Here is a 20,860-nt window from a genome sequence, read left to right as displayed (position 1 = left end):
CATCACGCTCGGAACGGCAGGGTGGGAAGGAGGCCCCGTGCGCGAGCTGCCGTCCGGGACGGTGTCGATGCTCTTCTCCGACATCGAGGGCTCGACCCTGATGCTGAGCCGTCTGGGGAGCCGGTACACGGACGCACTGGACGGCCACCGCGACGTGCTGCGTTCCGCGTGGGCGGCACACGGTGGGACCGAGATGGGCACCGAGGGGGACAGCTTCTTCGTGGTGTTCCCGACGGCCGGGGGCGCGGTGCAGGCTGCCGTCGAGGCCCAACGCGGGCTGGAGACCCATGCGTGGCCGGGGGACGAGCGCGTGCGCGTCCGCATGGGCATCCACACGGGGGTCACCACAGGTGCACCATGACGACTACGTCGGGATGGACGTGCACCGCGCGGCCCGCATCGCCTCCTCCGCCCACGGAGGGCAGGCTGTCCTGTCGTCGGTCTCGGCCGAGCTGGCGCGTGACGCCCTGCCCGACGGCGTCGGACTGAAGGACCTCGGCAGCTACCGCCTCAAGGACATCCCGGAGCCGGAGCGACTCTTTCAGCTCACGGTCGACGGCCTGCAGAACGACTTCCCGGCGCTCAGGACCCTCGGCGCTGCGTCCCGGCTGCCGGTGCCGACGACCCAGCTGGTCGGACGAGAGCAGGCGGTCGCCGAGCTGGCCGACATGGTGCGGTCGCCCGAGGTCCGACTGGTCACGCTCAGCGGACCCGGAGGGTCGGGCAAGACGCGACTCGCCATCGAGGTGGCGACCAGACTCGTGGCAGCCTTCCCCGACGGCATCTTCTTCGTGCCTCTGGCGTCGGCCGCCACCCCCGAGGTCACGTGGACGACGCTCGGCGACGTGCTCGAGGTGCCGCGGAGCAGCCGTCTGCCGCCACGCCTGTTCGAGCACGTGGCACACCGGGCGGCCCTCTTCGTCCTGGACAACCTCGAGCAGCTCACCGACGCCGACGAGGTCGTCTCCCAGCTGCTGTCGGCAGCGCCCGAGGCGGTGGTCCTGACGACCTCGCGTCGACCGCTGGCCGTGCCCGGTGAGCACCTCTACCCCGTCCCGCCCCTGGACCTGCCGACCGGGTCGACAGCGACGACCGCCGAGGCGTCCCCGGCGGTGCAGCTGTTCGTGCAGCACGCCCGCAGCGTGCGCCCGGACTTCCGGCTGACGTCGGAGAACGTCGACGCAGTGGTTGCCATCTGCCGGCGACTGGACGGACTGCCGCTGGCCATCGAGCTGTCCGCTGCGCGGACCCGGCTGCTCGGTCCGCAGGCGCTCCTGCGCCGGCTCGACACCACGCTCGACCTGCCGTCGATGAGCAGGCAGGGACCGCTGAGGCATCGGACACTGCGCGAGACCATCGCCTGGTCCTACGACCTGCTCCCCGAGGGTCATCAGGCGTTCTTCTGCAGGCTGGGGGTGTTCGCAGGTGGGGCGGACCTCGAGGCGGTGACGGCGGTCGCGCTCCCCGCCGCGTCGGGCGACCGGACCAGCGAGCCCCTGGACCTCGTCGCCGACCTGGTCGACGCCAGCCTCGCGCTCGTGGCCGAGGCGCCCGACGGCGAGCCCCGCATCACCCTGCTGGAGACGATCCGCTCCTTCGCGCTGGCGGAGCTGCGCGGCACGGGTCAGCTCGACGAGGCACGCTCCGCGCACGCCGACCACTACCTGAGGCTCGCCGAACGGCTCAAGGTGAGGCGCGACGCCGATCATCTCCTTGCCCTCGAGCAGGCGGAGGCCGAGCTCGACAACTTCCGTGAGGCTCTGACCTGGGGGCTGCGTCATGGCGGGGCTACCGAGGGTCTGGATCGCACCACGACCTCGACAGCGCTCCGGTTGTCCACGTCGCTCGGGTGGCTCTGGTACACAGGCGGATACGTCATCGAGGGATGCCGTTGGCTCGAGCTGGCCCTCGAGCGCGGAGGGAGCGCGGCGTCGGGGGACCTCGCCGAGTGCCTGGGGACCTACGCCAACCTCCTGATCGCGCGGGGCGAGGCGGATCGCAGCGCCGAGCTCGCCACGCAGAGCCTGAGCGTGGCGCGCGCGGTCGGCGACGAGGAGCGGGAGGCCTTCGCGATGGGTGTCCTCGGGACGGCGCAGCTGCACCAGGGAGACATCGACTCTGCACGTCGGACGTTCGAGGAGTCCCTGTCGCTGCACCGGCGGATCGGCAACCAGCTCAGGCTCACTCGCGCCCTGGGCAACCTCGCCGGGGTCGAGGAGGAGCTGGGCCACTACGCGCGCGCCGAGGAGCTGACCCACGAGGCGCTCGAGATCGTCACCGCTGCCGGCGACGTGCACGAGGCAGCGGTCCAGGGCCAGAACCTCGCGAACCTGCTGGCGGCGAGCGGGCGCGCCGAGGAGGCCAGCCGGCGCGCCCGGTCGCTGATCGACCGGATCGTGCGGCTGCGCAGCCCGAACCTCACGATGGCGTTCGCCAACACCTACATGAACATCCTCATCAGACTCGGCGACCCGGTGGGCGCGGCGCGCCTGATCGGCGCGGAGGAGGCCATGAGGGAGCGCTTGTCGCTGCCGAACCCCTACCAGGAGGAGGAGCGGGCCGAGGCCTGGGCCGCGGTGGAGCGGCTCATCTCCGCCGAGGACTGGGCGGCCGAGATCCGGACCGGACGGTGCACCTCCGTGGAGGACCTGCTGCTCGCGCTCGGCGACAGAGCTGCCGACCCACGGGTATGACGGCCTCGGGGTTCGCGCCCCTGAGCGTGGCGCAGGTTCACACGTTGAAGCGGAACTCCACGACGTCGCCGTCGGCCATGACGTAGTCCTTGCCCTCGATGCGCACCTTGCCGGCGGCCTTGGCGGCGTTCATGGTCCCGGCCGCGACGAGGTCGTCGAACGAGACGACCTCGGCCTTGATGAAGCCGCGCTGGAAGTCGGTGTGGATGACGCCGGCGGCCATCGGGGCGGTCCAGCCCTTGCCGATCGTCCACGCACGCGACTCCTTGGGGCCGGCCGTGAGGTACGTCTGCAGGCCGAGCGTGTGGAAGCCGGTGCGGGCGAGCTGGTCCATGCCGGACTCCTCGGCCCCGAAGCTCTGGAGCAGCTCGAGCGCCTCGTCGGGCTCCATCTCCATGAGGTCCATCTCGAGCTTGGCGTTGAGGAAGACCGCGTCGGCCGGGGCGGCGAGCTCGCGCAGCGACTCCTGCAGCTCGGTGTCCGCGAGCTGGTCCTCGTCGAGGTTGAAGACGTAGATGAAGGGCTTGGTCGTCAGCAGCCCGAGCTGCTTCGCCTCGGCGAGGTCGACCCCGGCAGCCGGCCCGGCGGCATACAGCGTGTGGCCTTCCTCGAGGACCTTCTGCGCGGCGAGCGCGAGGTCGACGGCGGCCTTCTTGTCCTTGTTGACCCGGGCCTCCTTCTCGAGCCGGGGCACGGCCTTCTCGAGGGTCTGGAGGTCGGCGAGGATCAGCTCGGTGTGGATCGTCTCGATGTCGCCCGCGGGGCTCACCTTGCCGTCGACGTGCACGACGTCGCCGTCCTCGAAGGCACGGACGACCTGGCAGATCGCGTCGGCCTCTCGGATGTTGGCGAGGAACTTGTTGCCGAGCCCCTCGCCCTCGGAGGCGCCGCGGACGATGCCGGCGATGTCGACGAAGCTCACCGTGGCCGGGAGGATCTTCTCCGACCCGAAGATCTCGGCGAGCGCGCCGAGGCGCGAGTCGGGCAGCGGGACGACGCCGACGTTGGGCTCGATCGTCGCGAACGGGTAGTTCGCGGCGAGCACGTTGTTCTTGGTCAGCGCGTTGAAGAGCGTCGACTTGCCGACGTTGGGGAGACCGACGATTCCGATGGTGAGTGCCACGAGGACAAGAGTTTAGTGGCGATCGCGGGCCCCGCCGACCACGAGGGCGTATGCCGCCCTCCCCCGCTCACGTCAGCGTCCACTCCCAGCCGGGCTGCCAGTCGAACGGCGCGGTGACCAGGTGCTCGAGCGGCGTGCCGTCGAGCAGGTGCTGAAGGGCCCACCGGTTGGCCGAGTGGGCGACGAGGAGCACGCGCTCACCGTCGTGGTCGCGCCGCAGCTCCCGCAGCACCCCGGCCGTCGCGTCGACGACCTCGCGGTAGCTCTGCCCGCCACCGGGGAAGGGCACGTCGACGTGGTCGAGGCGCACGCGTCGGAGCTCGGACACGGGGCACCCGTTGAGCGCGCCGTAGTCGCACTCGCGCAGGCGGGCGTCGACGTGCAGCGGGACGCCGCCACCGGCATACGCCAGCTCGACGGTCTCGACGGCGCGGGCGAGGTCGGAGGACCACACGGCGGCGAAGCCGCTCGCGGGGCGGCGCTGCCCGAGCTCGACGGCGAGGCGGCGCCCCTCCTCCGAGAGGCGACCCGGCAGCCAGCCGGTCGCGATGCCGGCCTCGTTGTCCTCGGTGATCGAGTGCGTCTCGTAGACGAGCTCGACGCTCACGCGTCCGCCCGGGGCAGCCGGACCCCGCAGAGCTGGCGCGACTGGGCCACGAGGTTGCCGGCGGAGTCCCAGATCATGGCGTCCTCCTCCATCATCCCGCCCCCGAGGGTGTCGCTGCCGAGTGTCACCTGCAGCCAGCCGGGCTCGGGGCGCCGGCGCACGTGGCCGGTGAACTCGAGCGTCGGCGTCCAGCCAAAGAGCCCGAGGTCGAAGGCGACCGGAGGCAGGGCGTCGAGCGCCATCATGAGCATCGTCGTGTCGGGCTCGCGGCCGTCGCGCAGCCGCAGCCAGCCCCGCATGACGCCGCGCATCGAGGGCTTGCCGAGCGCCCATCCGGCTGTGCTCGGGTCGAGGCGCAGGTCGAGCCGCTCGAGGAACTTCGCGTTGGCGAGGAAGTCGGGCGGCGCCTGCTCGGCCGACACGCACTGCTCGGGCGGCGGCATGTCGGGCGGGCTCGCCTGGCGCTGCACGTCGAGCTCGGTGAGGTTGCCGAACGAGCCGATGGCCCGCATCCGCTCGACGGGGCGGCCGTCGTCGCCGGTCTGGTGGATCGTCATCTGGCCCGTCGAGAGCTTCCGGCCGCAGCGCATGACCTCGGTCGTCACGGTGAACGGGCCGGGCTGCGAGGCGGTCATGAAGTACGCCGACAGCACGACGGGGTCGACGTGCTCGGTCGTCTCGGTCGGGTCGGCGGCGAGGTGCCCGCCGAGGGCCCGGAGGGCGGTCGTCATGACGAGGCCGCCGTTGACGGCGTTGCCGATCATCCACTCCTCGTGGAAGGTGCCGTGCCGCTGGGTGGGGTCGTCGCCGGTCTCGAGCCGGGTCGCGTCGTCGTACTCGCTCACGGACAAGGTGTAACAGACGTCCCCGACGCACCGCCCACCACGGGCGTATGCCGTCCGCCACGTCCCGCGGACCGGCACCGTCCGCTGCGTGGCCGGGTGTGGCGTCCCCACGGTGTCGGCGCCGTCTGGGACGGTGCTCGCATGGACCTCACCGCTCTGCTCGTCGGGCTCGTCATCGGGGCGCTCGTCGGTGGCCTGCTCGCCTGGCTCTCGGCCCGCTCCGCCCTGCTGGCCCGGTCGGCGGGCGCCGAGGCCGAGCGCGACGTGCTCCGCGAGCGCGTGACCGACCTCGAGGCCGCCCGCGACGTCGACGACACGACCGCCAGCCTGCTCGCCCCGCTGCGCGACACCATCGGCCGGGTCGAGCGCCAGGTGGGGGCGCTCGAGCGCGACCGGTCGCTCCAGTTCGGTCAGCTCGGCGAGCGCCTGACGGAGGTGAGCCGCTCGACCGAGTCGCTGCGCTCCGAGACGGCGACGCTCGCGAGCGCCCTCAACGCCTCGACCGTGCGCGGTGCGTGGGGCGAGGTTCAGCTGAGGCGCGTGCTCGAGCTCGCGGGCCTCATCGCCCGCTGCGACTTCGACGAGCAGGTGACGCGCGTCAGCAGGCACGGCGCCACGGTGCGCCCCGACGCCGTCATCAACCTCCCCGGCTCCCGTCACGTCGTCGTCGACGCGAAGGCGCCGATGGCCCACTTCCTCCAGGCGCACGGCGACACGGTGTCCGAGGTCGAGCGCGGCGAGCTGCTCGCCGCACACGCGACGTCGCTCCGGCGCCACGTCGAGGGCCTGGCCGCCAAGGCGTACTGGACGGCCTTCACCCGCTCGCCCGAGGTCGTCATCTGTTTCGTCCCGGGAGAGGCGATCCTTGCCACCGCCCTCTCCGACGACCCCGGCCTCTACGAGCACGCCCTCTCGCGCAAGGTCGTCCTCGCCTCACCCGGCACGCTCTTCGCCGTGCTGCGCACCATCGGGGCGATCTGGCAGCAGGACGCCCTCGAGCAGAACGCCCGCGAGCTGCTCGTCATCGGCCAGGACCTCTACGCGCGCCTGACGACCCTCGGCGGGCACGTGACGACGATGGGCCAGTCGCTGTCGCGCTCGGTCGAGCAGTACAACAAGTTCGTCGGGACCCTCGAGTCGCGCGTGCTCGTCACCGCACGACGGATGCACGACCTGCACCTGACCACCGAGGCGCCGCCCACCCTCGAGCCGCTCGAGGTCGCGCCGCGCTCGCTCAGCGCCGCGGAGCTGACCGACGACCTCGGGCGCACGGCCCGGGACGACGCGTTCCTCGGACGTGCCGTCGGCCGCACCGGCCCGTCCGGCTCGGGTGACCTGGGTGGCACCGACGCCGCCGGGAGCGAGGCCGGTCGCGGGTCCGACGGCGACCCGCACGAGCAGTCGGCCTGAGCGGACCAGCCCGGCACTCCCTCGCCCCGGGCCGTCGCGGAGCCTCCTGTCCGATTTGTCCGGGAAGTGGACACCTGCTATGGCGCCACGGACAATACGCGCGTGGGATTGGGTAGATCGTGACCGGGGCGGGGGGCCCGGGTCCGGAGCACTCCAGCGCGCCGAGCCGGCGCATCGGTCCGTACGAGCAGAGCCTGCGCGAGTCGCGCGAGCGTGTCGAGGCGGCCGCGCGTGAGCATGCCCGCCGACGCCGTCGCACCCGCGTCCTCGCGACCGTCGCGACCCTCGTGGTCGTCGCCGGAGTCGGCGTCGGCGCCTACCGCTACGTCGGTCTCCGTGAGGTCCCCACGGCCCTGCCCACCAGCGCGGCGCAACCGACGTCGTGCGCGGACCCCGTCAAGATCCGGGTGTCCGTCGCCCCGGCCGTCGCACCCGCCGTCGCCGCGGCCGCGGAGTCGCTCGCCGCGCGCTCCGACGGCCCGTGCGCGGCCTACACGATCGACGCGGAGGAGCCCTTCTCCGTCGCCGGCTCCCTCGGTGGCGCCGGGCGCCCGGACGCCTGGATCACCGACTCCTCCGTCTGGGTCGGGCGCGCGAACGCCGTCTCGCGCTCCACGGTCACCCCCAGCGAGCCCTTCGCCTCGAGCGCGGTGCTCGTCGCGATGAAGGACGAGACCGCATCCGGCCTCGGCAGCCGCCTGGGCTGGGCCGACCTGCTCGGCGGTGCCGTCCCCATGCGCATCCCCGACCCCAACCGGTCGGCGATCGCCCGGATCGCCCTCGGCGTCGCGTCGTCGTCGCTCCCCGACGCCAGGCTGCGCACGCTGGCGGCGACGTCCGCGCCCACAGCCACGGGCGGGGTGTCCCTCGCCGGCATCGCGACGGCCGACCGCAGCGTCGGGGCCGTCGTCTCCCAGGCCCAGCTCGTCGCGTGGAACGCCGCGCACCCCGACGAGACGCTCGCCGCCGTCGCCCCGACCGAGGGGGCGCCGGCCCTGGAGTACTCCCTCGTGTCGCTGACGAAGGACACGGCCAAGGCGGGTCTCGTCAGCGACCTGGAGCGCTACCTCACCTCCACGGACACCCGAAAGCTCTTGCAGGACAGCGGCTTCCGTACACCCGACGGAGACCCGAAGGACCCGTCTCCCCTCTACGGCGAGATCCGCGTGGCCGGGGAGGCGGAGGGCGCCGCCCTGACGAAGGCCGCGGGGCTCTGGAACGCCGCGGCGAGGAAGACCCAGGCCCTGCTCGCCGTCGACGTCTCCGGCTCCATGCTCGAGCGCACCGACAACGGGACCCGGCTCGCCATCGTCCAGAAGTCGACGGCGCGCGCCGTGGCCGCCGTCTCCCCCACGACGATCGCCTCCCTGTGGATCTACTCGCTCCACGTCGGCAGCCGCGCCGACGACTACCGGCAGCTCACCGACTACGGCGGGCTCGGGGTGAGCAAGAGCCTCGGGGCGCTGGACGACGCCGTCGCCCGCCTCGACACCTACGTCGGTGGTGGGAGCGGGCTCTACGACACGATCGCCGCGACCTACGACCGCGCCCGCTCGGCGTGGCGGCCCGGCTACGCCAACACCCTCGTCGTCGTCGCCGACGGCCCGAACGAGGACGACTACGGCCTGACCCTCGAGCTGCTCAAGAAGCGTCTCGCGGGCGCCAAGGACCCGAAGCGACCGGTCCGCGTCGTCGTGCTCGGCATCGGTGGACGTGTGGACGAGGCCGCGATGCGCCAGGTCGTGGCGATCACGGGCGGCCAGTACGTCCCGACCGAGACGGTCGAGGACCTCCAGCCGGCGCTGACCCGCGCACTCGGCGGCTGACCCCGCCGAGCGGACCCGGGCGCGTCCCCGTCAGTGGAGCGAGCCGGAGTCCTCGAAGGCGGCGTCGTGGCGCACCGTGCCGGCGTCCTCGCCCTTGGCGGCCTTGAGGTCGCGGCGCAGCTCGTTGGGCAATGAGAAGAGGAGCGACTCCTCGGCGGCGATGACCGCCTCGACCTCGCCGTAGCCCCGCTCGGCGAGCCAGGTGAGCACGTCACGCACGAGCACCTCGGGCACGCTGGCACCCGACGTGACGCCGACCGTCGTGACCCCGTCGAGCCAGGCCTCGTCGATCTCGTCGGCGAAGTCGACGAGGTGCCCGTCGCGGGCGCCGTGCTCGATCGCGACCTCGACGAGGCGCACCGAGTTGGACGAGTTGCGCGACCCGACGACGATCATGAGGTCGGTGTCCTTGGCCATCTGCTTGACGGCGAGCTGGCGGTTCTGGGTGGCGTAGCAGATGTCGTCGGAGGGCGGGCTCTGCAGCGCCGGGAACTTCTCCTTGAGGCGGGCGACCGTCTCCATGGTCTCGTCGACCGAGAGGGTGGTCTGGGAGAGCCAGACGACCTTCTCCGGGTCGCGCACGGTGACGTTGTCGACGTCGTCGGGGCCGTCGACGAGGGTGATGTGCTCGGGGGCCTCACCCGCCGTGCCCACGACCTCCTCGTGGCCCTCGTGGCCGATGAGGAGGATGTCGAAGTCGTCGTCGGCGAAGCGCACCGCCTCGCGGTGCACCTTGGTCACGAGCGGGCACGTCGCGTCGATCGTCTTGAGGCTGCGGACCCTGGCCTCCTCGTGGACGACGGGGGCCACACCGTGCGCGGAGAAGATGACGGTCGCGCCCTCGGGCACCTCGTCGGTCTCGTCGACGAAGATCGCACCGCGCTTCTCGAGCGTGGTGACGACGTGCTTGTTGTGCACGATCTGCTTGCGGACGTAGACCGGCGGACCGTAGAGCTCGAGGGCCTTCTCGACGGTCACGACCGCCCGGTCGACCCCGGCGCAGTAGCCACGTGGCGCCGCGAGGAGGACCTTCTTGGCGGACGTCTGGTCGGCTGGCTCACTCATGGCCCCATCGTACGGGGGCGCACCCGCCGTTCCCGATTCGCCGCCTGCGCCGCGACGCGGCCGCAGCGCTCCAGGACCTCGAACGTCGGCATGATCTCGAGGAGCCCCAGCACGGGCTGCACCGCGAACTCCCGGTGGCTCGGATCGCTGTCCGGGTCGAGCAGCACACCCGTCTGCGCGGCGAGGAAGTTGAGCCACACCGCCACGCCGCTCGCGAAGAGCTCCGGACCGTCGGGAAGACGCACGCCGCCGGCCGCGCCGTAGGCCGCGGCGACCGTCACGAGTGCCGCGGGGTCGGCGACGTGGTGCAGGAGCACCGTGCCGACCTCCCGGGCAGGGTCGTGCGCCCCGACGTCGTCCCAGTCGAGGAGCCACCGCGTCCCGTCGGGCTGCCGCAGCGTGTTGTCGGCCTTGAGGTCCCGGTGACAGAGCACCGTCTCGCCGAGCGGAACGGAGCTCGCCCACCCACCGAGGTCCGCGAGCTCGCCGGCACGGGCCTGCAGCCTCGGCGCCCAGTCCGTCCCGTCGGCCCGGGCCTGCCGGGCCAGCTCGGCCCAGTCCGTCGTCGACACCGTGTAGAAGTCGTGCACCGTGTCACCGGGGGCCGGCTCGAGCGCGAGACGGTGGATGAGGGCGCCCTGCTCGAGGACCCACTGCTCGGCGGCGAGGTCCGCACGGTCGGGCACGATCCCCGGCGCGAAGCCGTGGACGCGCCACCCCGTGCCCGCTGCGTCGCGCGCGACAACCCTGCCGTCCGGGGTGGGCACGGGCCTCGGGGCGGCGATCCCCGCAGACAGGCACCGCTCGACGAAGTCCACCTCGGAGCGGGCCCTGGACTCGACCACGTCGTCGGGGTCCTCCCGCCAGAAGGCCCGCTTGACGGCATACGCCCCCGCGTCGGTGACGAGCCGGTGGACCTCACCCATGGCGCCGCGCGCCACCCACTCCATCGACAGGACCCGGCCGAGCGCGAATCGGTCGGCCACCCAGCGTGCGGTCCGGGCGGCCTCGGGAGTCACCGCGCCGACGCTAGGTGCGCGCCACGGGCCCTGCAACACCTTTAGGGTGACGCGGGTGAGCATGACGAGCCCGCTGCCCGACAAGGCCGCCGACACGACGGCCGAGCAGCCGTGGCCGGTGCGGGTGCTCAGCCTCAAGATCAGTGACTACGTCGACCGCATGAGCCAGCTCTGGGTCGAGGGCCAGGTCGTCCAGTTCAACCCGCGGGGCGGCACGGCGTTCCTCACCCTGCGTGACCCCGACGTCGACATGTCCCTGTCGGTCTCCGTGCCGATGAACGCCGTCAACGCCATGCCGATCCCCCTCGCGCAGGGCGCCCGGGTGGTGCTCCAGGCCAAGCCGACCTTCTGGACCAAGCGCGGCACCCTCCAGCTCGAGGCGCGCCAGATCCGTCCCGTCGGCATCGGCGACCTCCTCGCTCGCGTCGAGATCCTCAAGCGCACGCTCGCCGCCGAGGGCGTCTTCGACCCCGCGCGCAAGCGACCGATCCCCTTCCTGCCGCACCGCGTCGGGCTCATCACGGGACGCAGCTCGGCAGCCGAGAAGGACGTCGTCGAGAACGCCCGCCGACGATGGCCCGCCGTCGTCTTCGAGATCCGCGAGGTCGCCGTGCAGGGCACGTCGGCCGTCACGGAGGTCGTCGAGGCGCTGCGCGAGCTCGACGCGATGCCTGCCGTCGACGTCATCGTCATCGCCCGCGGTGGCGGTGCGCTCGAGGAGCTGCTCCCCTTCTCCAACGAGGCCATGGTCCGCGCGGTCGCCCAGGCCCGCACCCCCGTCATCAGCGCCATCGGGCACGACGTCGACACCCCGCTGCTCGACCTCGTCGCCGACTGGCGGGCCTCGACACCGACCGACGCCGGCAAGAAGGTCGTCCCCGACGCCGCGCACGAGCGCGCCCTCGTCGACGCGGCTCGCGACCGCGTCCGCCGGGCGCTCGTGCGTCGGGTCGAGGCGGAGCGGTCGGGGCTGCGCTCCCTCGTGTCCCGTCCCGTCATGGCCGACCCGGTCGCACTGGTGCGGGTGCGACGCCAGGAGGTCGCGGCGCTGCGGACGCGCGCGACGACGCGGATCGAGGCCCGGCTGCACCGCGCCGCCGACCAGGCCGAGCACCTGCGCCGGCAGGTCGTGGCCCTCTCTCCCCAGTCGACCCTCGAGCGGGGGTATGCCGTCGTGCAGCACCGCGACGGCCGGATCGTCATGGACCAGGACGACGTCGGTGTCGGCGAGCTGCTGCGGGTCCGGGTCGCCCGCGGCGACTTCGGGGTGCGCCCGGTGACGGCCGGCGCCGAGGACGCGCCACCGAAGACGCCGAAGACACCGAAGACGCCGAAGACGACCGCGGCACCGAAGGCGACCGCGGCGCCGAGGAGCGCGACGCGCAGGACCGCCACCCGCACGACGCCGAGCGACCCTCCCCCGAAGGCGGCGTCGCCGCGCCCTGCCCGCGCGAGCAAGCGGCCCGGGACACCGCCGGAGCCGGCGGGCGGCGACGACGGCGCGAGGTCGTAGGGTGACGCCCATGGCTGACGTGACGACGACCGACGGCTCGTTCCCCGACATCGCCGGGATGCGCTACGAGGACGCCCGCGAGGAGCTCATCGCGATCGTCGCCAAGCTCGAGGCCGGGCAGGCCCCGCTCGAGGACTCGATGCACCTCTGGCGTCGTGGTGAGGCCCTCGCAGCGCACTGCGCGACGTGGCTCGACGGCGCCCAGGCCGAGATCGAGCGTGCGACCCGTCCGCCGGCCGCCTCGGCTCCGGCGGGCGAGCTCCACGCCGACGACGAGATCTTCGACGAGGACGACGAGTCCTGACCGGCGGGTCCTGACCGACGGGTCCGGTCAGCCGGTCGTGCTCGACGGGGTCGAGGGGGCCGGCGTGACGCCCGCCGCGGGCGCCACGGGCGCCAGGGCCGCGACGAACGCCTTGAGCTCGTCCTCGGGCGCCGTGCCGCTCGCCACGAGGGTCAGCCCCCGCGCGCCGTCGCCGCGAGCGACGTAGGCGACCTGGCCCGCGTCGGCGGCGACGAACTTCTCGAAGGGGCGACCCGAGACCGTCACGGTGCCGGCGGGATCCCCGTCGTTGACCGAGCGGGCGACCCAGCCCTGCGTCGCGCCGACGGCCTGCTTGAGGGCGATGTCGGCTCCGCTCGGGGTCGTCCAGACGGTCGTGAAGGTCCGGACCTTCTCGGTGCCCGGCGCAAAGGTCGCCACGGTCGGGACCCAGCCCTCACCGAGACCCTGGGGCAGCTGGACCGGCCAGGACGTCTGGGCCGCGACCTGGCTCGCCTTGCCCGCCGCGTCGATGGCCGGGCGCTGCACCTGGGTGATGCGGGGGACGATCGCGACGAGCGCGAGCACGAACAGCCCGATGACGAACATCGAGCGGAACATGTTGGGGAAGGTGCCGAGCGAGTAGCGGCTCGGCGGAGCGGCCGGCGCGGTGGACCCCGTGGCGTCGGCAGCGTCCGTGGCCTCGACGCCAGGCGTGGCGTGCGTGGCGTGCGCGGCCTGCGTGGCCTGCGTGGACTGGGTGGACTCCGTCGACTCCGAGGACATCGGGGACACCGGGGACTCCGGCGAGTCGGTCGCCGGGGTGGGGGTGGTCTCTGCCGAGGGTGTCGACGGCGTCGACGGGGTGCTCATGCCCCCATGGTCCCCGACTCCCGGACGCGGTCCAAACGCGGGTGTGGCCACCGATAGGCTGGCGCCGACTCGTTCTGCGCCGACGGAGGACCTTTGATGAAGCACAGCCAGCCGGACCGCAACCTCGCTCTCGAGCTGGTCCGGGTGACCGAGGCAGCGGCCATGGCCGGAGGCCGATGGGTCGGCCGCGGCGAGAAGAACAAGGCCGACGGTGCTGCCGTCGAGGCGATGCGGGCCATGATCTCGACCGTCAGCATGCGTGGCGTCGTCGTCATCGGCGAGGGCGAGAAGGACAACGCCCCCATGCTCTTCAACGGCGAGCAGGTCGGTGACGGCACCGGTCCCGAGGTCGACGTGGCCGTCGACCCGATCGACGGCACGACCCTGACGGCCAAGGGCATGAACAACGCCGTCGCCGTCATGGCCGTCGCCAACCGGGGCGCGATGTACGACCCCTCGGCCGTGTTCTACATGGACAAGCTCGCCACCGGCCCCGAGGCGGCCGACGTCGTCGACATCCGCCTCCCCGTCGCCGAGAACATCCGGCGCATCGCCAAGGCCAAGAAGGAGACTCCCGCCGACGTCACGGTCGTCATGCTCGACCGGCCGCGCCACGAGCACCTCGCCGAGCAGATCCGCGACACGGGCGCCCGCATCCGCTACATCGTCGACGGCGACGTCGCCGGCGCCGTCATGGCCGCCCGTCCGGGCACCGGTGTCGACCTGCTCCTCGGCATCGGCGGCACGCCCGAGGGCATCATCGCCGCCTGTGCCATCAAGTGCACCGGTGGCGTCATCCAGGGCCGGCTCTGGCCCAAGGACGACGACGAGCGTCAGAAGGCCCTCGACGCCGGGCACGACCTCGACCGCGTCCTGTCCACCGACGACCTCGTCGTCGGCGAGTGCTTCTTCGTCGCGACCGGCATCACCGACGGCGAGCTGCTCCGGGGCGTGCGCTACGGCGCGAAGTCGGCGCGCACCAACTCCCTCGTCATGCGCTCGCGCAGCGGCACCATCCGCACCATCGACAGCGAGCACCGCTTCGACCGTCCGGGCTGGTTCGGCAGCACCGAGATGATCGAGGAGTGAGGAACGCCACGATGTCCGACTCCAGGCAGCACGAGACGCCGGTCCGCACCCTCGTCGTGGGCGAGGCCCTCGTCGACGCGGTCACGACGCCCGACGGCGCCACCGCCGAGCACGTGGGCGGCAGCCCCGCCAACGTCGCCTTCGGGCTGGCTGCGCTCGACCACCCGGTCGACCTCGCGACGTGGATCGCGACGGACGAGCGGGGACTCCGCATCGAGGACGTATGCCGTGAGCGCGGCGTCGCGCTGACGGCCGGCTCGCAGGGCGCACCCTTCACGTCAGTCGCGCACGCGACGCTCGACGCGACCGGTGCCGCGACCTACGTCTTCGACCTCGAGTGGCAGGTGGCCTCGGTGCCCGGCCTCACGGCATACGGCCACGTCCACACGGGCAGCATCGCGGCCGTCCTCGAGCCCGGCGGCGGGCAGGTGCGCGAGATCCTCGCCGCGGCCCGCGAGCTCGGCGCCACCGTGTCCTACGACCCCAACGCGCGGCCGTCGCTCATGGGACACCCCGAGCAGGCCCGGCGCACCATCGAGAGCGGGATCGCCCTCTCCGACGTCGTCAAGGTCAGCGACGAGGACATCGAGTGGCTGTGCCCCGGCGAGACCATCGACGACGTCGTCCGGGCCTGGGGCGAGCTCGGACCCGCCCTCGTCGTCGTCACCCGCGGGGGTGAGGGCGCGGTCGTCCGCGTCACCCGCACCGGCGAGCAGGAGGCGCTCCCGGCGCCCACCGTCACCGTCGTCGACACCGTCGGCGCCGGCGACTCGTTCATGGCCGGCCTCGTCTCGGGCCTGCTCGACGCCGGGCTGCTCGGCGGCCCGTCCGCGAGGACCCGTCTGCAGGCGGCCTCCCTCGGCGACGTCGTGCCCGCCGTGGAGCGCGCGCTGCGCACCGGAGCGCTCACGGTGGAGCGCGCCGGAGCCCATGCCCCGACGCGAAACGACCTGGCCTGAGGACAAATCGGGCATTCGACAAGAAGGCAAGCAGTCGGGCACCATTCTGCGCGACTCGCCGGGTAGTTTTGGCCGGTGGTTCACCCTGACGCCCCGGTGCCGGGGCGTCCTCATGTGAGGAAACCTCGTGTCCAACCCCACCCCTCCACAACGCCCCGTCGGCCCGTACGAGCAGAGTCTCATCGAGAGCCGCGCCAACCGTAAGGCTCTCGAGGCCCGGATCGCCGCGGCGCGGCGCAACCGCGTCATCGCGGCCGTGCTCGGCGTCGTGCTGCTCGCCGGAGCCGGAGTCGGCGGCTTCGTCTGGTGGAAGGGCCGCGAGGTGGCGCCCGTCGCCGCCCTCACGGCGACCCCGGGCAAGTCGTGCCCCGACCGCACCCCGGTCAGCGTCTGGGCGTCCGAGGCGGCGCAGCCGGCCGTCCTCGCGCTCGCCAAGGAGTACCAGGCCGACCCCGACTCCCCGTGCGTCGACTACGTCGTCAAGGGCAAGGCGCCGATCGAGGCCATGATCGGTCTGGGTCAGGGCCAGCCGGACCGGCCCGACGCCTGGATCCCCGACTCCCCGCGCTGGGTCGAGCGCGTCAACGAGGCCGCCAAGCTCAACGCCAAGCCGGCGGGCGCCTTCGCCAAGAGCCCGCTCGTCATCGCGATGGACCCCGCGCAGGCCGACAAGCTCGGGGACCAGCCCAAGTGGCTCGAGCTCGTCGCGTCCGACAGCCCGATCCGGATGAGCGACCCCCGCTCGACCACCGCCGGCATGCTGACGCTGGCCTCGGCCCTGCCGGAGCTGTCCAACGAGCAGGGACGCGTCGTCATCCCCAAGCTCGCCAAGGGTGCGGCTCCCTCGGTCGACGACCTCTTCAGCGCCTACAACGCCGACCCCACGACCGCGGCCGCCTTCCCGGTGTCCGAGGCAGACCTCATCGACCACAACCGCCTCTACCCCGACCACAAGATGGTGTCGGTGACGCCGAGCGAGGGCACCCCGGCCTTCGAGTTCTCCCTCGTCAACGTCGCGACCGACCCGGTCCGCGACCAGGCGGTCGAGCTGCTCCGCGCCTACCTCATGACGCCCAAGGCGGCCAAGATCTTCGCGCAGTACGGCATCCGCTCGACGGCCGTCCCCGTCACGATGCCGACGCCGCAGGGCAGCGTGGGCGAGGTCAAGATCGGACCGAGCCCCGACGCCGAGACGGTCACCGCGGCCACCAACGTGTGGCAGTCGGCGACGACCGACTTCTCGATCCTGTCCGTCTTCGACGTCTCCGGCTCGATGAACGAGAAGGTCGGCGACACGACCCGCGTCGCCATCACCCAGGAGGCAGCGGGCATCGCCCTCGCCGCCCTGCCCAAGACGACGAAGCTCGGGCTCTGGGTCTTCTCGATCGACAAGGGAGGCAAGGGCCAGGACTGGCGCGAGCTCGCTCCCATCGGGCGCCTCGACGACGACTCCCACCGGGCCGTCGTCGCCACGGCCGCGACCAACCTCGCCAAGAACGTCGGCGGCGGCACCGGCCTCTACGACACCATCTGGGCGGCCTACCAGAAGGTGAAGAAGCAGTACGACCCCAACCGGGTCAACGCCGTCGTCATCCTCACGGACGGTCGCAACGAGGACCCCAAGGGCATCTCGCTCGAGCAGCTCAAGGCCAACCTGCGCGCCGCGAGCGACCCGACCAAGCCGATCGCCATCACGACCATCGGCATCGGGCCCGACGTCGACCCCAAGGCGCTGTCGCAGATCTCGAAGATGACCTACTCCGACTTCTACGCCGCGCCGTCCCCGGCCGACATGACGACCGTCCTCGCACGGGCGCTCTTCGACCACGAGTGCAAGAACGGCCGCTGCGTCTGACCCCGACGAGCAGGACGCGTTCGTCCCTCCTTTCACACCAGAAACAGCAGCGACCCCCGGTCATCCGGGGGTCGCTGTCGTTCGCGGGCGTCTCGTCCGGCCCGATCCGGGGTAGGTCACGGGGTGATCACTCGCACTAGACCCACCTGCTACGACGCGGTAGGAATGAGGTAGTCCACGTGACGATGGTCACGTTGATCGGTGGGGATCGACGCACAACTCAACGACGAGGAGCGACCATGAGCGGTATCCCAAGACGTGCACTGAGGGCTGGCGGGGTGGTCGCAGCCGCCACACTCGTGCTGACCGGCTGCCTGCAGAACCCCAACGCCTCCGGTGGTGGCGGCGGGGCGGGCGGCACCGGTGGTGGGTTCGCCGACGGCGGATCGGCCGACGGTGACAAGGTCGTCACGATCCTCGGCGCGTTCGGTGGTGACGAGGAGAAGAACTTCAACGCCTCGCTCGCCGAGTTCGAGAAGACGAGCGGCATCGACGTCAAGTACACCTCCGACCAGGACTTCACGACGACGATCAAGCAGAAGGTCAGCTCGGGCGACTCGCCCGACATCGGCCTCTTCCCCCAGCCCGGCGGCATGCTCGAGATGGCCGCCCAGGGCAAGGTCCAGCCGATCGACACCTACCTCGACTACGACAAGATCCAGGGCACGCTGCTCCCCGGCTTCCTCGACGCCGGCCGCTACAAGGGCCGCGTCTACGGCGCCCCGATGCGCAACGCCGTCAAGAGCATCGTCTGGTACCCGAAGGCCGCCTACGACAAGGGCGGCTACAACAAGGCACCCGACAGCATCCAGGCGCTGCAGACGGACGTCGCCGACAAGATCGCCGCCACCGGCATCACGCCCTGGTGCATTGGCTGGGAGTCCGACCAGGCCACCGGCTGGGTCGGCACCGACTGGGTCGAGGAGCTCATGCTCCGCATGTACGGACCCACCGTCTACGACGACTGGACCTCCCACCGCATGCCCTTCAACGACCCGAAGGTCGTCAAGGCCCTCGACGAGGCGGCCAAGTTCAACAAGGACCCGAAGATGGTCCTCGGTGGCACGAAGGGCGTGCTCAACACCGCCTTCGGCGACGCGATGACCCCGGCCTTCGCCAACCCGCCGAAGTGCATGCTCCACCGCCAGGGCAACTTCGCCACGACGTTCTACCCGAAGAACGTCCAGGCAGACCTCGACAACCAGGTCGGCATCTACGTCTTCCCCAAGTTCGAGGGCGGCTACGACGGACAGGCGATCCTCGGCGGCGGCGACCTCGCGTCGCTCTTCAACGGCAACGACCCGGACGCCCAGAAGGTCATGCAGTTCCTCACGTCCGACCAGTTCGGCGGACCGTGGGCCAAGGCCGGCGGCTGGCTCTCGCCGCACAAGACCTTCGACGTGAGCAACTACCCCAACGAGACGACGAGGAAGATCGCCGACATCGCCAACAAGGCGAGCGTGCTGCGCTTCGACGGCTCGGACCTCATGCCCAAGTCCATCGGCTCGGACGTCTTCTGGAAGGAAATGGTCAAGTGGGAGAACGGTCAGTCGTCGAAGCAGACGGCTGACAACATCGAAGCGGCTTGGCCCAAGTCATGACCGCCGACACCAGCGCGGCAGCGCCGCGACAGCGGATGCGCACCGGGGACGACCCCGACGCACACCTGCGGACCAACCCGGTCAAGCTCGGGATCGGCCTCGTGGGGATGATCGCGATCGTCTGGTTCCTGGCGAACCTCTTCCTCGCCTTCGCCTACTACCCGCAGTGGTTCGGGAACAACAAGTTCATCATCGGCGTGCTCGCCATCATCGGCGGGGTCGGCGGCGCCGCTCTGCTCTTCTACTTCCTCAACATGTTCGTCGAGGCGCTGCCGCGGCGGCTCTCCGAGGGCGCGATCCCCTACGCCTTCCTGCTGCCCGGGCTGCTCCTCGTCGCGCTCATGCTCATCTACCCGACGTTCCAGACGATCAACTACTCGTTCGCCAACGCCGACAGCACGGCCTACGTCGGGCTGCAGAACTACAAGACGATCTTCGCCGACCCGGAGTTCTGGAGCTCGATCGGCAACAACGTCCTGTGGCTGCTCATCGTGCCGGCGATCGTCGTCTCCTTCGGCGTCATCGTCGCGGTCCTCGCCGACAAGCTCTCCGCGACCGGTGAGAAGACCGCCAAGAGCCTCGTCTTCCTGCCGATGGCGATCTCCTTCGTCGGCGCCTCGGCGATCTGGGGCCTCGTCTACGCCTACAACAACCCGGGCCAGGCACAGACCGGACTGCTCAACGCGATCTGGACCGGGCTCGGAGGCGAGCCGCAGACGTGGCTCGCGATCTCGACCGCCAAGCTCAACTCGATCCTGCTCATGGTGATCCTCATCTGGCTGCAGGTCGGTTTCGCCATGGTGCTGCTCTCCTCGGCCATCAAGGGTGTCCCGGAGGACACGATCGAGGCGGCGCGCATCGACGGCGCGGGCGAGCTGCAGATCTTCTGGCGGGTCGTCATCCCGCAGATCCGCGGCACGATCATCACCGTCTTCGTCACGGTCTTCATCACGGTGCTCAAGGTCTTCGACATCGTCTACGTCACGACCAACGGCGCCTACGGGACCAACGTCATCGCGAACCTCTTCTTCAACAAGCTGTTCGCAGCGAGCGAGGCCGGACAGGCGACGGCCATCGTCGTCGTCCTGCTCCTCGCGGTGACGCCGCTCATCTGGTACCAGATCAAGCACTTCCGCGACGAGGAGGCCAACCGATGAGCCGCTCACTCATGAAGGACGGGCGCCCCCGCAGCCCGTTCTCGATGGTCACGATGGGGATCCTCGCGCTGCTGTGGACGGTCCCGACCATCGGCCTGCTCGTCACCTCCTTCCGGACCCGCGACGACGCCGCCAGCTCGGGATGGTGGACGGCGCTCTTCAACCCGTTCGGCGCCGACTGGACGACGAGCAACTACTCCGGGGCGTGGACCGGGGCCGACCTCAGCTCGGGCTTCATCAACAGCATCGTCGTCGCCATCCCGGCGACGGTGATCCCGATCATGTTCGCGGCCTTCGCCGCCTACGCCTTCACCTTCATGGACTTCCGGTTCAAGGAGTTCTTCTTCCTGCTCATCATCGCGGTCATGGTGGTCCCCATCCAGGTGGCCTTCCAGCCGATGCTCAACCTGCTCGGGCCGCGCGGGCTCGGCATCAGCGGGGAGTACATCTCGGTGTGGCTGCTGCACACGGGCTTCGGCATGCCGCTGTGCATCTACACGCTGCGCAACTACATGAGCACCCTGCCGCGCAGCGTCGTCGAGTCGGCCAAGATCGACGGCTGCAGCCACTTCCAGACCTTCTGGAGGCTCGTCGCGCCGATGTCCATCCCGGCCATCGCCGCGTTCGCCACGCTCCAGTTCCTCTGGGTGTGGAACGACCTGCTCATCGCCAAGCTCTTCCTCAAGAGCGAGAACACGACCGTCATCGTCAAGCTCCAGCAGCTGCTCGGCACGCAGGGACAGGGCCAGGAGCTCCTGACGGCGGGCGCCTTCATCTCGATCGTCGTCCCGATGATCGTGTTCTTCACCCTGCAGCGGTTCATGGTCCGCGGCATGACGTCCGGTGCGGTCAAGGGCTGAGGCACCCGCCTTCGCACCGCCGCTCCGACCTGCTCGCCAGTCCCCTCTCGGCCGTCACTAGGCTGGGAGGGGACTGTCGTATGCCGTGGGGCTCGGCGGCATA

The 20,860-nt window shown here is 71.3% G+C and carries 18 protein-coding genes; 12 read left to right on the top strand and 6 right to left on the bottom strand.

What is annotated here, in order from left to right; all coding sequences use genetic code 11:
- The first annotated feature begins 37 nt into the window (after positions 1–37).
- Both ACSQ2D_RS05625 and ACSQ2D_RS05620 read left to right on the top strand, forming a co-directional pair.
- Positions 38–361: an adenylate/guanylate cyclase domain-containing protein gene (locus ACSQ2D_RS05625; RefSeq protein ID WP_435985000.1), complete on the top strand. Its 324-nt coding sequence runs from the start codon at positions 38–40 to the stop codon at positions 359–361.
- Entirely contained in the window at positions 351–2,693 is a 2,343-nt protein-coding gene (locus ACSQ2D_RS05620; RefSeq protein ID WP_435984999.1) for an ATP-binding protein, read from the top strand. The genes ACSQ2D_RS05625 and ACSQ2D_RS05620 overlap by 11 nt, the downstream gene beginning before the upstream one ends.
- A gap of 37 nt (positions 2,694–2,730) precedes the next feature.
- Here ACSQ2D_RS05620 and ychF read toward each other — a convergent pair whose 3' ends face one another.
- From ychF to ACSQ2D_RS05605, 3 genes are all read right to left on the bottom strand, one after another.
- Complete coding sequence (gene ychF, locus ACSQ2D_RS05615; protein WP_435984998.1) at positions 2,731–3,816, bottom strand: redox-regulated ATPase YchF; 1,086 nt, start codon at positions 3,814–3,816, stop codon at positions 2,731–2,733.
- 67 nt (positions 3,817–3,883) lie between these two features.
- On the bottom strand, positions 3,884–4,423 hold the full coding sequence (locus tag ACSQ2D_RS05610) for a histidine phosphatase family protein (protein WP_435984997.1): 540 nt from the start codon (positions 4,421–4,423) through the stop codon (positions 3,884–3,886).
- Positions 4,420–5,268 (bottom strand): thioesterase family protein, encoded by an 849-nt coding sequence (locus tag ACSQ2D_RS05605; protein WP_435984996.1) that lies wholly within the window; start codon positions 5,266–5,268, stop codon positions 4,420–4,422. The genes ACSQ2D_RS05610 and ACSQ2D_RS05605 overlap by 4 nt, the downstream gene beginning before the upstream one ends.
- A gap of 141 nt (positions 5,269–5,409) precedes the next feature.
- Between ACSQ2D_RS05605 and ACSQ2D_RS05600 the strand changes: the two genes are divergently transcribed.
- Both ACSQ2D_RS05600 and ACSQ2D_RS05595 read left to right on the top strand, forming a co-directional pair.
- Positions 5,410–6,678: a DNA recombination protein RmuC gene (locus ACSQ2D_RS05600; RefSeq protein ID WP_435984995.1), complete on the top strand. Its 1,269-nt coding sequence runs from the start codon at positions 5,410–5,412 to the stop codon at positions 6,676–6,678.
- 119 nt (positions 6,679–6,797) lie between these two features.
- Positions 6,798–8,504: a substrate-binding domain-containing protein gene (locus ACSQ2D_RS05595; protein WP_435984994.1), complete on the top strand. Its 1,707-nt coding sequence runs from the start codon at positions 6,798–6,800 to the stop codon at positions 8,502–8,504.
- Positions 8,505–8,534: 30 nt separating this feature from the next.
- Here ACSQ2D_RS05595 and ACSQ2D_RS05590 read toward each other — a convergent pair whose 3' ends face one another.
- Positions 8,535–9,569 carry a 4-hydroxy-3-methylbut-2-enyl diphosphate reductase gene (locus ACSQ2D_RS05590; RefSeq protein WP_435984993.1) on the bottom strand — a complete coding sequence of 345 codons (1,035 nt, stop codon included), beginning with the start codon at positions 9,567–9,569 and terminating at the stop codon, positions 8,535–8,537.
- The gene (locus ACSQ2D_RS05585; RefSeq protein WP_435984992.1) at positions 9,566–10,588 is read right to left on the bottom strand and encodes a phosphotransferase; all 1,023 of its coding nucleotides are present in this window, start codon (positions 10,586–10,588) and stop codon (positions 9,566–9,568) included. Before ACSQ2D_RS05585 ends, ACSQ2D_RS05590 begins: the two co-directional genes overlap by 4 nt.
- Before the next feature lie 61 nt (positions 10,589–10,649).
- On the opposite strand from ACSQ2D_RS05585, the gene xseA reads away from it, so the two are divergent.
- Together xseA and ACSQ2D_RS05575 are read left to right on the top strand one after the other, a co-directional pair.
- Positions 10,650–12,101, top strand: a complete 1,452-nt coding sequence (gene xseA / locus ACSQ2D_RS05580; RefSeq protein ID WP_435987821.1) for an exodeoxyribonuclease VII large subunit — start codon at positions 10,650–10,652, stop codon at positions 12,099–12,101.
- Positions 12,102–12,111: 10 nt separating this feature from the next.
- Complete coding sequence (locus tag ACSQ2D_RS05575) at positions 12,112–12,405, top strand: exodeoxyribonuclease VII small subunit (RefSeq protein WP_435984991.1); 294 nt, start codon at positions 12,112–12,114, stop codon at positions 12,403–12,405.
- Between the two features lie 27 nt (positions 12,406–12,432).
- Here the strand turns inward: ACSQ2D_RS05575 and ACSQ2D_RS05570 are convergent, their stop codons facing one another.
- Positions 12,433–13,236, bottom strand: coding sequence for a DUF4245 domain-containing protein (locus ACSQ2D_RS05570; RefSeq protein ID WP_435984990.1), 804 nt, complete (start codon positions 13,234–13,236; stop codon positions 12,433–12,435).
- A gap of 96 nt (positions 13,237–13,332) precedes the next feature.
- On the opposite strand from ACSQ2D_RS05570, the gene glpX reads away from it, so the two are divergent.
- From glpX to ACSQ2D_RS05540, 6 genes are all read left to right on the top strand, one after another.
- Positions 13,333–14,325, top strand: coding sequence for a class II fructose-bisphosphatase (gene glpX / locus ACSQ2D_RS05565; protein ID WP_435984989.1), 993 nt, complete (start codon positions 13,333–13,335; stop codon positions 14,323–14,325).
- Between the two features lie 11 nt (positions 14,326–14,336).
- On the top strand, positions 14,337–15,284 hold the full coding sequence (locus ACSQ2D_RS05560; RefSeq protein WP_435984988.1) for a carbohydrate kinase family protein: 948 nt from the start codon (positions 14,337–14,339) through the stop codon (positions 15,282–15,284).
- A 127-nt stretch (positions 15,285–15,411) separates the two neighbouring features.
- On the top strand, positions 15,412–17,139 hold the full coding sequence (locus tag ACSQ2D_RS05555) for a substrate-binding and VWA domain-containing protein (protein ID WP_435984987.1): 1,728 nt from the start codon (positions 15,412–15,414) through the stop codon (positions 17,137–17,139).
- A gap of 278 nt (positions 17,140–17,417) precedes the next feature.
- On the top strand, positions 17,418–18,740 hold the full coding sequence (locus tag ACSQ2D_RS05550) for an ABC transporter substrate-binding protein (protein ID WP_435984986.1): 1,323 nt from the start codon (positions 17,418–17,420) through the stop codon (positions 18,738–18,740).
- Positions 18,737–19,897, top strand: coding sequence for a carbohydrate ABC transporter permease (locus ACSQ2D_RS05545; RefSeq protein WP_435984985.1), 1,161 nt, complete (start codon positions 18,737–18,739; stop codon positions 19,895–19,897). The genes ACSQ2D_RS05550 and ACSQ2D_RS05545 overlap by 4 nt, the downstream gene beginning before the upstream one ends.
- Positions 19,894–20,757 carry a carbohydrate ABC transporter permease gene (locus tag ACSQ2D_RS05540; RefSeq protein WP_435984984.1) on the top strand — a complete coding sequence of 288 codons (864 nt, stop codon included), beginning with the start codon at positions 19,894–19,896 and terminating at the stop codon, positions 20,755–20,757. The genes ACSQ2D_RS05545 and ACSQ2D_RS05540 overlap by 4 nt, the downstream gene beginning before the upstream one ends.
- Positions 20,758–20,860 lie beyond the last annotated feature (103 nt).

It is taken from the genome of Terrabacter sp. LjRoot27 (genome assembly GCF_964254175.1).
Lineage (GTDB): Bacteria > Actinomycetota > Actinomycetes > Actinomycetales > Dermatophilaceae > Terrabacter.
Note: the sequence above shows the minus strand (reverse complement) of the source record. Positions and strands in the feature narration are given on the sequence as shown.

What these genes read in the sequence shown, in the direction of transcription:
- ACSQ2D_RS05600 (WP_435984995.1), top strand. Translation starts at nt 5,410, where the DNA reads ATGGACCTCACCGCTCTGCTCGTCGGGCTCGTCATCGGGGCGCTCGTC.
- ACSQ2D_RS05590 (WP_435984993.1), bottom strand. Translation starts at nt 9,569, where the DNA reads ATGAGTGAGCCAGCCGACCAGACGTCCGCCAAGAAGGTCCTCCTCGCG.
- xseA (WP_435987821.1), top strand. Translation starts at nt 10,650, where the DNA reads ATGACGAGCCCGCTGCCCGACAAGGCCGCCGACACGACGGCCGAGCAG.
- ACSQ2D_RS05575 (WP_435984991.1), top strand. Translation starts at nt 12,112, where the DNA reads ATGGCTGACGTGACGACGACCGACGGCTCGTTCCCCGACATCGCCGGG.
- ACSQ2D_RS05570 (WP_435984990.1), bottom strand. Translation starts at nt 13,236, where the DNA reads ATGAGCACCCCGTCGACGCCGTCGACACCCTCGGCAGAGACCACCCCC.
- glpX (WP_435984989.1), top strand. Translation starts at nt 13,333, where the DNA reads ATGAAGCACAGCCAGCCGGACCGCAACCTCGCTCTCGAGCTGGTCCGG.
- ACSQ2D_RS05560 (WP_435984988.1), top strand. Translation starts at nt 14,337, where the DNA reads ATGTCCGACTCCAGGCAGCACGAGACGCCGGTCCGCACCCTCGTCGTG.
- ACSQ2D_RS05545 (WP_435984985.1), top strand. Translation starts at nt 18,737, where the DNA reads ATGACCGCCGACACCAGCGCGGCAGCGCCGCGACAGCGGATGCGCACC.
- ACSQ2D_RS05540 (WP_435984984.1), top strand. Translation starts at nt 19,894, where the DNA reads ATGAGCCGCTCACTCATGAAGGACGGGCGCCCCCGCAGCCCGTTCTCG.